The following is a 14,030-nucleotide window of genomic DNA, read 5'->3' on the forward strand; positions in this document are numbered from 1 at the left end:
AATGCACACCATCAAACGAATTGATCCGCGCCGGCCGTTTTCCATCACGGCTGAAGGGCTCAAGCGCATTACGCTGGGTTTTGTCGGCGTGGCGGGAGACGTTCAGGCTGCTGCGCCAGGCGCACATCGTGAACAGGCGAAGCCGCGTCGTACGACGGCCACAGCGCAACGCTCATTGCTCGTGGCCGCTCACAGCGATCGTGGTTCGCTGGATGACCACGCACGGCAAACTCTCGCAGCAGCGGCGTTACTCGCGGACTCGACAACCCAAGTCGTATTGCTTGTCCTTGGCGAATTGAAGGACGACGCGGCTGTGCTTGGCGCGGACAAGGTGATCGAGATGCCGGCGTTCGATCGTCGCGCATTCGCACCCGATACCGCGTTGGACGCGCTTGCCGCGTGCGTCGCGGCGTATTCGCCGGCGCACGTTTTCCTTCCCGATAACGCGACGGGCGACGGCGATCTCGGCCGCCGATACGCGGCGCAAGCGAAGGCATCGGTGGCGACGCACGTGGTTGAAATAGACGCCGCGCACGTAGCGGTTTATACGCAAGCGCGCAAGGCGTTTGCCGTGCGTTCGCTTCCCGATGTGGTCTTGCTAGCCCCGAATGCCGTCGATGCAAGATTGGCATTTGTCGGCGCAGGCGAGCGGGTTGCGGCGGAGCAGTTCTTCGTCGAAGGCCGCCCGCAGGCGACGAGTCCGTATAAAGACCTGGGCATCGAAGAAATAGATGCCGCGCAAGTGGCGTTGGAAGAGGCGGATTTCATCGTGTCGGCCGGTAATGGCGTGACTGATATTCCGGCGTTCGAGCGGCTCGCCAGCACCGTAGGCGCTGCAATCGGTGCAAGCCGCGTAGCCGTCGACGATGGCAAGTTCCCGCGCGACAAGCAGATCGGCGCAACCGGCAAGACGGTGGATGCAAGCATCTACATTGCATTCGGTATCTCCGGCGCAGTGCAGCACTTGCAGGGCATCAAGGACTGCCGCCACGTGATTGCGGTGAACCTGGACGCGAGCGCGCCGATCGCAAAACGGGCGAACCTGACGATCATCGGCGACGCGCAGGAAACGATCGCCGCGTTGACCGATGCCGCCGCGGCTGCGCGTAACGCGCGTGCAAACACGGGCTCACCAACAACATCTGGCGGCACAGCCTCGAGCACAGCGAAGCTGGAAGGAGCGCTCGCATGAATCTCATCAAGAACGCTCGGGGAGTATTCAATTGAGTAACTTGAGTAATGCATCCGCCACGAAGCGCGTAAGCAAGATCGCCGTCCTCGTCTCGGTCGGCCGTCATCCGGTGAGCGGGACCGCGCGCTACAGCCGCAACGACGCCGCCGCGCTGACGCTGGCAAAGCGGCTCGCCACCCAACACCAGGCGACGCTCGACGTGTTGCACGCGGGCGATCCAACCAATCCCGCATTGCGCGAATATCTCGCGTTGGGCGCGGCAAAGGTGGAAGTGCTGGCCGTGGCCGTTGGCGATGAAATCGCGCCGGCACTCAGCGCGCGCTTAAAGGGTTACGACCTCGTGCTGACCGGCACGCGTGCGGAAGGCACGGAAGACAGCGGCATGCTGCCGTACCAACTCGCCGATGCCATGGGCTTCGCGCTGCTTGCATCGGCGGTGGATATCGACATTGAAGCGGGACAAGTCACCGTTCGGCAATTCCTGCCGAAAGGGTTGCGCCGCCGCGTGCAGGCAACCTTGCCCGCACTGGTCGCGGTGCATCCCATGGCCAACGCCACGCCGCGATACGCGTACGCAAAACTGCGCGAAGGCGCCATCGAACCGGTGCTGGTGAGCGCCGCTAATGCCGCCGCAAGCCTTCCCTGGTCGATCAAGCCCGCGACGGCAAAACCCGTGCGTCTGGCGGCCGCGGAAAAGCGTTCGGGCCACGCGCGCATGCTCTCGGCCACGACCACGGAAAGCCGCGGCGGCAGCGTCGTAATTGAAGGGAGTTCCGTCGAAAAAGCACAAGTGATCCTGGCGTATTTGCGCGAGCATCAACTCGTCGATTACTGATTTGCGACACGAAAATTCCCGCACGATTCCCGCACGTTCAAGGTCAGGCGGGGCACCAAAACACGGAGCACACGATGAAAGTTTCCGCAGACGTTCGCGCAATGATCGAACGCCGCAAGAAGGGTCACACGCTGGAAGCGCCGTTCTACGCGAGCGAGGAAATCCACGCGCTGGACATGGATGCGATCTTCCGGCGGCACTGGATCCAGGTCGCGGTCGAACCGGACGTACCGGAAGCGGGCGACTACATGACAGTGGAACTCGGCGACGATTCCATCCTGATCGTGCGCGACGACGACATGCAGATCCGCGCGTTCCATAACGTCTGCCGGCATCGCGGTGCACGCCTGTGCAGCTCGGAAAAGGGTTCGCTTGGCAATATCGTGTGCCCGTATCACAGCTGGACCTACAACCTGAACGGCGACCTGATGTTCGCCGAGCACATGGGCGAGCAGTTCGACAAGTGCAAGCACAGCCTCAAGAAGGTCCACCTCGAAAACCTCGCGGGCCTGATTTTTGTGTGTCTCGCCGAAACACCGCCCGCGGATTTCGCGGTATTGCGCGCTTCGATGGAACCGTACCTGCTGCCGCACGGCCTTGCCGACTGCAAGATAGCCGCGACCATCGACATCATCGAAAAGGGCAACTGGAAGCTTACGATGGAGAACAATCGCGAGTGCTATCACTGCGTCGCGAACCATCCGGAACTGACCATCTCGCTCTACGAATATGGCTTCGGTTATCAGCGTTCCGCGGACAACGAAGAAGCCATGGCTGCCTTCGACAAGACCGTTGAAGAACGCACGAAGCAATGGGAAGCGATGAACCTGCCGTCGAAGGAAATCGACCGGCTGGCGGACCTTGTCAGCGGGTTTCGCACGCAACGTTTGCCGCTCGATCGCAGCGGCGAGTCGCAGACGATGGACGCCAAGGTGGCATCGAAGAAATTGCTTGGCGGTTTCCAGCAAGCCGATCTCGGCGGTCTCTCATTCTGGACGCAGCCGAATTCGTGGCATCACTTCATGAGCGATCACATTGTGAGCTTCTCGGTGATTCCGCTGTCGGCCGGCGAAACGCTTGTTCGCACTAAATGGCTCGTGCACAAGGACGCGAAGGAAGGCATTGACTACAACGTCGACAACCTCACCGCCGTCTGGCGCGCGACCAACGACCAGGACCGTGCATTGGTGGAATTCTCGCAACTCGGCGTGACGAGCAGCGCGTATGAGCCAGGTCCGTATTCGCCGTTCACGGAAGGCCTCGTGGAGAAATTCTGCGAATGGTATATCGGGCGGCTCGACGATTATGCGAATACGCCGGATGAAGCGAGCGTGAGCGCGCACGGCGAGAAAGTCGTGTCGTTCAAGCGCTGACCGACAAACAGCGTCGCACTCAAAGCCATAGCGGAGAAAAAGATGATGCGCGATCAGGCGACGTTCGAGCCTGCCCCGAACCGAGTGACCCAGCCCGAGTTCTGGGGCACGCTTCCCACCCGTTGGGATAGCGACACCGACGAGACGCTCGTCTGCTGCCACGTTCGGCAGGAAACGCACGACGTAAAGAGCTTTTTCTTTCGTGCGCCGGGTGAGCGGACCTTCGTTTTCGAGCCGGGGCAGTTCATTACGCTGGAGCTGGAGATAGACGGCGAATCGATCAATCGCTGCTACACAATCTCCTCGCCGCCTACGCGTCCGCACACCATTTCCATCACGGTGAAGCGCGTGCCGGGCGGCAAGGTGTCGAACTGGCTGCATGACAATCTGCAGACGGGCGGCAAGGTTCGCGTGCTTGGACCTGCTGGCGAATTCACCTGCGCGCGGCATCCGGCGCGCAAGTTCCTGTTTTTATCGGCGGGATCGGGTGTCACGCCGTTGATGTCCATGAGCCGTGCGCATCACGAACTTGGCGAGGATCGCGACATCGTGTTCGTGCACAGCGCGCGCACGCCTGACGACATCATCTTCGCGCGTGAGCTCGATCTGATTGCATCGAACCAGACGAATTTTCGCACGGCGTTCGTGTGCGAACGAGTCGGCGCGCGGACGAACTGGCCCGGCGTGACGGGGTTCCTCACATTGCCTTTGCTCAAGCTGATTGCGCCGGATTTTCTCGAACGGGAAATCTTTACCTGCGGTCCTGCGCCCTACATGAAAGCAGTGCGCAATCTGCTCGCGGAGGGCGGTTTCGACATTAAGCATTATCACGAGGAAAGCTTCTCCTTTGAGACGATCGCAGAAGTTGCAGCGCAACTGACGACTGCTCATGTAGCCGATGCATTGCAGTCCACCGAGACGTTCGCAGAGATGCGGGAAAGCGCTGTTGGCTTTGACCTCTCACCTGAAATCACGCTCGCGCCTGTAGAGACCACGTTCAAGGTCAGCTTTGCCAAGAGTAATCGTGAGATCGAGTGCGCAAGCACGCAGCATGTGCTGGACGCGGCCAAGAAATCGGGGGTGCGCTTGCCGGCATCGTGTACGCAAGGCATGTGTGGCACCTGCAAGGTCAAGTTGCTCTCCGGCGAAGTCGAGATGAACCACAACGGCGGCATTCGACAGCGCGAGATTGATCAAGGCATGGTTCTGCTGTGTTGCAGCAAGCCGCTGACGGATCTTGTCGTCGATAAGTAGGGTATTCATCAGGGCCGGCGACGCAGCCGGATAAAACGAGGTCGCATCCAGACAACTGGGTGTCGAAAAAAAACCAGTCAGCGTATTTCTGGCCGGTGATTCTAAAGCCTCAATGGTGTGGACCGCAAAGGGGAGTACGACAATGAGACTGATCAAGAAACTGCTTGTTTTGAGCACGTTAAGTGCTGCGCTGGCTGCAACCAGCGCGGGTGTGATTGCCGCCGACGCGAAACCGACCATCAAGATCGGTTACGTGGAAGGCTGGGACGACAGCGTGGCGACGTCGAACGTGGCGGCTCAGGTCATCGAGAAGAAGCTGGGTTATCCCGTGCAACTCGTGCCGGTCGCGGCCGGCGTGATGTGGCAGGGCGTGGCGCGCGGTGACCTTGACGCTACCTTGTCGGCGTGGTTGCCGGTCACGCACGGTGCGTATTGGGAAAACTTCAAGTCAAAGGTGGTCGATCTCGGCACCAACTTCCCTGACGCGAAGATCGGCTTGATTGTGCCGGAAGATGCAGACGTGACAAGCCTGGCGGATCTCGAAGCGAAGAAGGCCGAGTTCGGCGGGCGTATTGTTGGTATCGATGCAGGTGCCGGCGTGATGTCGAAGACGAGCGAAGCGATCAAGGCATATGGTCTCGACTACACCTTGATGCCGAGTTCGGGCAGTGCAATGACGGCGGAACTGGCGCGTTCGGAAAACGCGAAGAAGCCGATCATTGTGACGGGCTGGAAGCCGCACTGGATGTTCGCGAAGTACAAGCTGAAATTCCTGGAAGATCCGAAGAAGGTGTTCGGTGAAGCCGAGCACGTGGACAGCGTGATCAACCCGGAACTCGAGAAGAAGGCGCCTACAGTGGTCGCTTTCCTGAAGAAGTTCCAATGGAAACCGGGTGAAATTGACAGCGTGATGCTGGCAACCACCAACGGCGCCAAGCCGGCCGCTGCTGCGGATGCGTGGGTGAGCGCGCATGGAGATCGCGTGTCGAGCTGGACTGCTAATTAAGGGTCCTTAGCTTTAGCTTCAACGAAACAACGCCGCTTTTTAGCGGCGTTGTTTCGTTTCCAAGCACAATTTCAGAGACTGATTTTAAACGCTGATCACAGCACCACCGTACGGTCGCCATTGATAAACACGCGCCGTTCAATGAACGCCTTCACCGCGCGCGCAAGCGTGATGCATTCCACATCGCGTCCTGTTGCAAGCAGACGCTCGGGCTTGTACGAGTGATCCACGCGCTCGACCACTTGCTCGATGATCGGACCTTCATCCAGGTCATCGGTCACGAAATGTGCCGTTGCACCGATCAGCTTCACGCCACGCGTATGTGCCTGGTGATAAGGCTTCGCACCCTTGAAACCGGGCAGGAACGAATGATGGATATTGATCGCACGCGCGGCCAGTTTCCGGCTCGTCTCGCCTGACAGGATCTGCATGTAGCGCGCGAGAATCATCAACTCCGCGCCGGACGACTCGAACAAATCGAGCAGACGCGCTTCCTGTTGCGGCTTGGTGTCCGCGGTGACAGGGAGGTGATGAAAGGGCAAGCCGTGCTGCACGGCAAGCGGTTCCAGATCTCGATGGTTTGACCCGATCCCGACAATATCCATCTTCAGTTCGCCCATGCGCCAGCGGAACAGCAGGTCCGCGAGGCAGTGCTCGAGCTTCGACACCATGATGAGCACCTTCGGTCGCGCAGCCACGTTGTGGATCGCCCACGTCATGGAGAAGCGCTCGGCAATAGGCGCGAATTCCTGCTGCAACGCGGCGATCTCCAACGTTTCATCGTGATCCACTCCGTGGAAGACGCAGCGTACGAAGAAGTGCTGGCTGAGGTCGTCGTCGAAGACGGTGAGTTCATCGACGTAACACTGGTGCCGGTCGAGGAAGCCGACCACGGCGGCGACTTGTCCCGCGGCGCTGGGACAAGCGACCGTCAGTACGAGTTGATGAGAAAGGGGATCAATGACGTTACTAGTGACGTTACTGCCGGCCATGCGGTTCTCCACTATGCAAATGGCGGCGCCGCGAACGCAGCGCGCATACGGTGCAGTAGAACAAATTGCATGGGGCGGCGGCTAGAAGCTAAACGCCGTGACGCTGGTATCGGAGCGTCAAGCGGTTCAGGAGGGTTTCAGGCCGTCACGCCGCATTCAGCCAGCAGCCAGTCGCGAAATGCACAGACGGCGGTGGTTTGCGCGCGTGGCGCATTCAGAAGATATCCGCCGGCCGTCGTGACCGGTGTGTCAAACAACTGGATCAGTTGGCCGCTCGCAACGAGTTCGTCCACCAGGGGCGCCCAGCCCAGCGCCACCCCTTGGCCCATGATCGCCGCGTGCGCGACGAAGCCATAGCTGTTGAATGTAATGCCGCGATGCGCAGGCGGCGCCGCCAGCCCGTGCGCCGCGAACCAGCCATGCCACGACAGCCAGCGCTCTGGGTTTGTGGGCTCCAGATGCAGCAGCGGCAGGTTGATGAGGTCCGAAGGATGGGCGGGCTTGCCGTGTCGCGCGAGGAACGCGGGACTGCACACCGGCGTGACCTGCTCGGGAAACAATTTGACCGTGCCGCGTCCGGCCCAGTCGGTTGCCACGTGACCAAAACCGATCACGATATCCGCGTGATCATGATCGGCGGCGAGTACGTCTTGCGCGGTGGTGATCCTTACGTCGACGTCGGGCATCAGCGCCTTGAATTGCGACAGGCGTGGCATCAGCCAATACGTTGCGAAGCCAAAGTCGGTCAGGAGATTGAGCGAGCGCTGCGCGGGCGCAGCATGGCGCGCCCGAATGTCGTTGGTGGCAATGCGAATGGTGTCGAGGCTTTGACGCACGGCTTCGAACAGGCGCACGCCGTCCTCGGTAAGCGTTACGCCCCGGTGCCCGCGCTCAAACAGCGCCGCGCCCAGGTTCTCCTCGAGTTGCACCACGCGCTGGCTGACCGCCGGCTGCGTGGAGCCCAGTTCGCGGGCGGCGGCGGTAAAGCTGGCAAGACGCGCGGCGGACTCGAACATCGACAGCGCCTGCATGGGCGGCAAACGATCCTGTCTCGACATAAGTCCCCCTTATGAGCTCATAACGTTTTGCTCTCTTCACAGCCGCGAATTGAACGGCAATAGTGGTGTGCGACATGGGCCGTTCGCCGTGTAATGCCGACCATGCCGCGCCACCTTCCTGATTCTATTCGAGCCTCGCTCCGATGCTTAAACGCAAACAAAATATCCTTATTCTGATGGCTGATCAAATGACGCCGTTCGCGTTGTCCGCGTACGGCCATCACGTCACGAAGACGCCGAACATGGACGCGCTCGCGGCCCGGGGCGTGGTCTTCGATTCAGCGTATTGCGCGAGTCCGCTCTGCGCGCCGTCGCGCTTTTCATTCTTGTCGGGCAAGCTGCCCTCGGCGATAGGTGCCTACGATAACGCCGCCGAATTTCCCTCGCAAACATTAACGTTCGCGCATTACCTGCGGGCGGAGGGGTATCGGACGATTCTCTCGGGGAAGATGCACTTTTGCGGTCCGGATCAGTTGCATGGTTTCGAGGAGCGGCTGACGACCGACATCTATCCGGCGGATTTCGGCTGGACGCCGAACTGGGACGACTTCGAGACGCGCCCGAGCTGGTATCACAACATGAGTTCCGTGATCGACGCGGGGCCGTGCGTGCGCACGAATCAACTCGATTTCGACGATGAAGTGACCTACACCACGCGCCAGAAGTTATTCGACATAGCGCGTGAGCGGCAAGCCGGGAAAGACGAGCGGCCGTTTTGCGTGGTGGCGTCGCTCACTCACCCACACGATCCTTACGCGATTCCGCAGAAATACTGGGACATGTACCGCGACGAAGACATTGAAATGCCTGCGTACCGTGACACGCTGGACGCTGCCGACCCGCATTCGAAGCGCCTGCGCTACGTGTGCGAGACGGACAAGACGCCGCCAACCGACCAGCAGATCCGCAACGCACGCCATGCGTATTACGGCGCGATTTCTTACGTCGATGCGCAATTCGGCGCGATCCTCGAAGCGCTCGATCAGGCGGGACTGGCCGACGACACCATCGTGATCGTGACCTCCGATCATGGCGAGATGCTGGGCGAACGCGGCCTTTGGTACAAGATGACGTTTTTCGAAGGCGGCTGCCGCGTGCCGCTGATCGTGCACGCGCCGGGACAATTCGAGGCGGCGCATGTGAGCGCTTCCGTCTCGCATCTCGACTTGCTGCCGACGCTGGTGGAACTGGGCCGTGGCGCGCCGCGACCGGCATGGCCCGATACGCTCGATGGCCGCAGTCTCGTGCCGCATCTGCGCGGCGAGCCGCAGGCACACGATGAAGCCATCGGCGAGTACCTGGCCGAAGGTGCGATTGCGCCGATCGTGATGCTGCGCCGCGGTGACTTCAAGTTCATCCATACGCCCTCGGACCCTGACCAGCTCTTCAACGTTACAGCGGATCCACTCGAACGCATCAACCTCGCCACGCTGCCTGAACACGCGGCGCGGGTCGCTTCGTTCCGCGAGGAAATCGCCGAGCGTTGGGATCTCGACGCGCTGCGCGAAGAAGTCGTGCAAAGCCAGCGGCGCCGCCAATTTCACTTCGAAGCGACAACGCAAGGGGTAATCGAATCATGGGACTGGCAACCATCGGTAGATGCCAGCCAACGTTATATGCGCAATCACATTGACCTCGACACGCTCGAAGCCATGGCGCGTTTTCCCGCTGTCACACGCTAGAGCCCACGCTGCTGAACTACAACCACAATCCCATCACCCACAGGAAGCCAACATGAAAAAGCCCTTCACGCACGCGCTATTCTGCATTGCGGCACTCTGCGCATCCATCGGTACGGCAGTCGCCGCCGAGCCCCAAAGCTGCCTGCAGGTCAAGATGGCGGACCCGGGCTGGACCGACATTGACGCCACCAACGCCATGGCCGGCGTCGTGCTGAAGGCGCTCGGCTACAAGCAGAGTGTCTCGAATCTTTCGGTGCCGATCACGTATCAGGGTTTGAAGAAAGGCCAGGTCGATGCGTTCCTCGGCAACTGGATGCCCGCGCAAGGGCCGCTGGTGAAGCCGTTTGTGGATGAGAAGTCGATCGACGTGGTGCACCCGAACCTGACCAACGCGAAGTTCACGCTGGCGGTGCCGGACTATGTGGCGGCAGCCGGCGTGCACACGTTCGCGGACTTGCAGAAGAACGCGGACAAGTTCGACGGCAAGATCTATGGCATTGAACCGGGCGCGCCAGCGAATCAGAACATCAAGAAGATGCTTGATGAAAAGGCTTTCGGACTGAATGGCTGGAAGCTGGTGGAGTCGAGCGAGACCGGCATGTTGACGCAAGTCGAACGCTCCGTGCGCGACAAGAAGTGGATCGTGTTCCTTGCTTGGGAGCCGCATCTGATGAACACGAAGTTCCATCTCACCTACCTCGATGGCGGCGATAAATACTTTGGCCCGAACTTCGGCGGCGCGACGGTCAATACGGTCGCGCGGGCGGGTTACGTGGGCGAATGCCCGAACGTGGGACGTCTTTTCAAGCAGATGACATTTAACGTCGACCTGGAGAACGGCATTATCACCGACGTCCTTCAAAACAAGACCAACGTGGATACCGCTGCTGCAGCAGCGCTCAAACGCAACCCGGATCTCGTGAAGGGTTGGCTTGACGGCGTTACCACAAGTACGGGCGCAAATGGGTGGCAAGCGGTGCAAACGGCGCTTGGTTCCAAATAACAACAGACGGTCGCAACTGGACAGATTTGCGTCGCAAAAGGTCGAGCCCCACTAAATATGGCCTCTTACTTTTGCAAGGCTGGTGCAAGCGCTTGAAGCTCAGTGCGTGCACCCGCACCCCATGTGTCAGATCACTGTAGTACGCCAGTCTCTGCAATAAAACTCGAGCGAGAAGCGTTGCGCGATGTCAATCCATCGCCGGAGCAGCGCGGACCTCGCTTCGTCCAACGAAACGTGCAAACGGGTATCAGGGAGAATCAACGATGAAGAAGCGAAATGCCGTAAAGCTGGCGGCCCTGGCGTTGAGCGCAGGCGCCGTCTCTGCACCTGCTTTGGTTCACGCGCAAAGCAGCGTGACGCTGTACGGTATCCTCGACGCCGGCATTACCTACGTCAACAATACGGGTGGCTCGCACGTCGTCAAATTCGACGATGGCGTCTCTTACGGTAACCGGTTCGGCTTCAAGGGCACGGAAGACCTGGGCGGTGGATTGAAGGCAATCTTCGTGCTCGAGAACGGCTTCCACCTAGGCAACGGAACGCTTGCTCAAGGCGGCGCGGAATTCGGCCGGCAGGCTTATGTGGGCTTGCAGAACCAGTGGGGCACGATCTCGGCGGGTAACCAGCTCGACCTGACGAACGAGTTCATGGAGGGTTACAACATCTCCTCGTTCGGCAGCGGCTACGCGATCCACCAGGGCGACTTTGACCGTATGAACGGCGACCGCTTGCCCAACTCGATCAAGTACATGTCGCCTGACATCAGCGGCCTGACTTTCGGCGGCCTGTATTCGTTCGGCAACGTTGCGGGCGACTTCCACGAGAAGAGCGCTTACAGCTTGGGCGCACACTACGCGCACGGCGACTTCACGATCGGCACGGCGGTCACGCGCCTGAACAATCCGAACGGTATCTACGCATTCGACCCGTACGCGATGATCGGCACGAAGACCTTCCTTGGCCAGACCGTTGCAACCGTGAACCCGACGACGGGCGCCGTGACTGACCTGTTCAGCAGCACCGCGTTCAACGTCGACAGCCAGATGACTTACGGCATTGGATCATCGTATGCACTCGGCAACCTGACGCTGTTGGGCAACTACACCTACACCACGATCAAGGGTTACGGAGAGTCGTCGCACATGCACGTGGGTGAAGGTGGCGCGCAGTATAACTTCACGCCTGCGTTGATCCTGTACGGCGGTTACCAGTTCACGGCGTTCGAAGGCCACAAGTGGAACATGGGCTCACTCGGACTGCACTACCTGTTGTCCAAGCGTACCGACGTCTATGTGTCAGGTGACTTTCTCAAGGCATCGAGTGGTGTGAACGCGGTGATCGGCTATAGCTTTACGCCGTCGACATCGAGCACCCAAAGCGATGTTCGCATTGGTATCCGGCACTCGTTCTAAGCGTTATCAGTTTGTTTCAGCTGGTCGCGACGGCATCCTCAGCGGGTGTCGTCGCGCGTGGCGAACTGCGGTCCTGGCGCGGGCTTGAGCCGAAGCGCGTACGGTAGGTACGTGAAAAGTGCGAGGGTGATTCGAAGCCGCATGCCACGCAGACCGTGGTAATGGACATGTCGGTTTGTTGTAGTAATTCGCGGGCGCGTGCAAGGCGCAGTCCGAGATAGAAGTGGGTGGGTGTGTCTTTCATCGCCGAGCAGAACAGGCGTTCCAACTGACGTCGCGTCACGCCGATTTCCTCTGCCAGTGCATCTGGCGACAGAGGTTCCTCCATGTGTTGTTCCATCACGCCGATCACCTGGATCAGCTTGCGATTGTGGATGCCATAGCGCGCTGCGATCTGCATGCGCTGGTGGTCCGAGCGCTGCCGGATGCGGCCGAGCACGAATTGCTCGGAGACCTGGGCGGCGAGTTCGGCGCCGTGGCGGCGTCCGATCAGGTCGAGCATGAGGTCGATGGAAGCCGTGCCGCCCGCGCACGTGATGCGTCGCGCGTCAATTTCGAATAGCTCCTGGCTGACCGTGAGTGACGGATAGCGCTCCTGGAACGCCGATGCCGCTTCCCAGTGCAATGTCACGCGCTCGTGCTTGAGGAGGCCCGCTTCGGCCAGCACGAAACTTCCTGTATCGATACCGCCCAGTGTTGCGCCTTTGCGATCCATGCGCCGGAGCCAGTCGGCCATTTCGCGCGTGTAGCGGCTTAGCGGGTTGAAGCCTGCGACGACGATGACGTTGGTGGCTTCGTCGACGTCGCTCAGGGCGCTTTCTGCGTTGAGCGAGATGCCGTTGCTGGCGCAGACAGGGCCGCCGTCGATGCTCAGGATGTGCCACCGGTAGAGTGCACCCCGGAAGCGGTTGGCGACGCGTAGCGGCTCGATTGCCGACATGAAGCCGATGGACGAAAACTCGGGCAGCAGCAGAAAGTGAAAGTCTTCGGTGGCAGGCATTACACGGTAGGGGCGTTTTTGCAATCGGACTAGCAAGCTAACAAGCTGAAATTGCCGGCGCAATGGGGCCAAATCCTTAGTTTTCGTTCGCACTTGATGGGGTACCAGTCTTCCATGAAGTGCGAACGAAAAAACCGTCGCTCACAGTCAACTCCCGGTCGCAACCGGTCGCCTCCCCGCCATTATGCGGCGTTACTTTTATGCACGGTCGGACACATCCGAACGCGTCTGTCCCTCACGGAAAATTACCGGAACAGGAAGCCATGACATCACTCCCGACAACGAAAAAGCTGCTCGCCTGTCTGTTACTCGCGTTGACCTCAATCGGCGCATCCGCGCAAAGCAAGGAAGACGCAAGCTGCCACACCGTTCGATTCGTCGATATCGGCTGGACCGACATCACCTCGACCACGGCGCTCGCATCAGTCGTATTCCAGGGCCTCGGCTATGACCCGAAAATCACCCAAGCGTCAGTGCCAATCTCACTCGCGGGCCTGAAGACCAAGCAGATCGACGTGTCACTCGGCTACTGGTGGCCCGTGCAGGAAAAATCGGTCCAGCCTTTCCTCGACGCCAAGCAAATCGACAGGCTCGACCCGCCGAATCTGTCCGGCGCCAAAGCCACGCTCGCCGTTCCCAGCTACGAATACGACGCAGGCCTGAAGAGCTTCCAGGACATCGCGAAGCATAAGGACGAGCTAGACGGCAAGATCTACGGCATCGAGCCGGGCAGCAGCGCAAACGCGCAGATCCAGAAGATGATCGATACCAACCAGTTCGGACTGGGCGGTTTCAAGCTGGTGCAATCGAGTGAAGCCGGCATGCTGGTGACTGTCGACCGCGCCGTGCGCGAGAAGAAGTGGGTCGTGTTCCTCGGCTGGGAACCGCATCCGATGAACATCCAGATCAAGATGAACTACCTCTCCGGCGGTGACGCCGTGTTTGGTCCGAACTACGGCGAAGCACGCGTCTATACGCTGACCAACCCCGACTTCCTGACGCGCTGCCCGAACGCAGGCAAGCTGGTTTCCAACCTGCGGTTCACCACGCAACTGGAGAACCAATTGATGATTCCGGTCATGGCCAAAGTGCGTCCGGCCGATGCAGCCAAGGACTATTTGAAGAAAAATCCGCAAGTGCTGGATGCATGGCTCGCGGGCGTAAAGACGGTAGACGGCAAGGACGGCTTGCCGGCAGTTAAGCAATATCTTGGCCTTTGAAAG

General features: G+C 59.9%; 12 protein-coding genes. 9 read left to right on the forward strand and 3 right to left on the reverse strand.

The annotated features are described in order from the left end of the window. Nucleotide 1: 1 nt before the first annotated feature. The 5 genes from SBC1_RS27230 to SBC1_RS27250 all read left to right on the forward strand — a co-directional run bounded on the left by SBC1_RS27230 (nucleotide 2) and on the right by SBC1_RS27250 (nucleotide 5,660). On the forward strand, nucleotides 2–1,192 hold the full coding sequence (locus tag SBC1_RS27230) for an electron transfer flavoprotein subunit alpha/FixB family protein (RefSeq protein ID WP_165101962.1): 1,191 nt from the start codon (nucleotides 2–4) through the stop codon (nucleotides 1,190–1,192). 40 nt (nucleotides 1,193–1,232) lie between these two features. Then, entirely contained in the window at nucleotides 1,233–2,027 is a 795-nt protein-coding gene (locus SBC1_RS27235) for an electron transfer flavoprotein subunit beta/FixA family protein (RefSeq protein WP_241202391.1), read from the forward strand. 74 nt (nucleotides 2,028–2,101) lie between these two features. Next, on the forward strand, nucleotides 2,102–3,400 hold the full coding sequence (locus SBC1_RS27240) for an SRPBCC family protein (protein WP_165101968.1): 1,299 nt from the start codon (nucleotides 2,102–2,104) through the stop codon (nucleotides 3,398–3,400). Nucleotides 3,401–3,442: 42 nt separating this feature from the next. Continuing rightward, nucleotides 3,443–4,654, forward strand: coding sequence for a hybrid-cluster NAD(P)-dependent oxidoreductase (locus SBC1_RS27245; protein ID WP_165101971.1), 1,212 nt, complete (start codon nucleotides 3,443–3,445; stop codon nucleotides 4,652–4,654). 142 nt (nucleotides 4,655–4,796) lie between these two features. Then, the gene (locus SBC1_RS27250; protein ID WP_165101974.1) at nucleotides 4,797–5,660 is read left to right on the forward strand and encodes a glycine betaine ABC transporter substrate-binding protein; all 864 of its coding nucleotides are present in this window, start codon (nucleotides 4,797–4,799) and stop codon (nucleotides 5,658–5,660) included. Between the two features lie 95 nt (nucleotides 5,661–5,755). On the opposite strand, the gene purU is transcribed toward SBC1_RS27250, so the two are convergent. Together purU and SBC1_RS27260 are read right to left on the reverse strand one after the other, a co-directional pair. Further along, nucleotides 5,756–6,652, reverse strand: coding sequence for a formyltetrahydrofolate deformylase (gene purU / locus SBC1_RS27255; RefSeq protein ID WP_165101977.1), 897 nt, complete (start codon nucleotides 6,650–6,652; stop codon nucleotides 5,756–5,758). Between the two features lie 137 nt (nucleotides 6,653–6,789). Then, nucleotides 6,790–7,710 carry a LysR family transcriptional regulator gene (locus tag SBC1_RS27260; RefSeq protein WP_165101980.1) on the reverse strand — a complete coding sequence of 307 codons (921 nt, stop codon included), beginning with the start codon at nucleotides 7,708–7,710 and terminating at the stop codon, nucleotides 6,790–6,792. Nucleotides 7,711–7,853: 143 nt separating this feature from the next. Here SBC1_RS27260 and betC point away from each other — a divergent pair, with 143 nt between their 5' ends. The 3 genes from betC to SBC1_RS27275 all read left to right on the forward strand — a co-directional run bounded on the left by betC (nucleotide 7,854) and on the right by SBC1_RS27275 (nucleotide 11,807). Continuing rightward, a complete protein-coding gene (gene betC, locus SBC1_RS27265) occupies nucleotides 7,854–9,392 on the forward strand; it encodes a choline-sulfatase (RefSeq protein WP_165101983.1) in 1,539 nt (512 codons plus the stop codon). 52 nt (nucleotides 9,393–9,444) lie between these two features. Then, nucleotides 9,445–10,395, forward strand: coding sequence for a choline ABC transporter substrate-binding protein (locus tag SBC1_RS27270; RefSeq protein ID WP_165989074.1), 951 nt, complete (start codon nucleotides 9,445–9,447; stop codon nucleotides 10,393–10,395). A 263-nt stretch (nucleotides 10,396–10,658) separates the two neighbouring features. Beyond that, complete coding sequence (locus tag SBC1_RS27275; protein WP_165101986.1) at nucleotides 10,659–11,807, forward strand: porin; 1,149 nt, start codon at nucleotides 10,659–10,661, stop codon at nucleotides 11,805–11,807. A 16-nt stretch (nucleotides 11,808–11,823) separates the two neighbouring features. On the opposite strand, the gene SBC1_RS27280 is transcribed toward SBC1_RS27275, so the two are convergent. Next, nucleotides 11,824–12,807: a GlxA family transcriptional regulator gene (locus SBC1_RS27280; protein WP_165101991.1), complete on the reverse strand. Its 984-nt coding sequence runs from the start codon at nucleotides 12,805–12,807 to the stop codon at nucleotides 11,824–11,826. 263 nt (nucleotides 12,808–13,070) lie between these two features. Here SBC1_RS27280 and SBC1_RS27285 point away from each other — a divergent pair, with 263 nt between their 5' ends. Continuing rightward, the gene (locus SBC1_RS27285) at nucleotides 13,071–14,027 is read left to right on the forward strand and encodes a choline ABC transporter substrate-binding protein (RefSeq protein WP_165101994.1); all 957 of its coding nucleotides are present in this window, start codon (nucleotides 13,071–13,073) and stop codon (nucleotides 14,025–14,027) included. Nucleotides 14,028–14,030: the final 3 nt, after the last annotated feature.

It is taken from the genome of Caballeronia sp. SBC1, assembly GCF_011493005.1.
GTDB lineage: Bacteria > Pseudomonadota > Gammaproteobacteria > Burkholderiales > Burkholderiaceae > Caballeronia.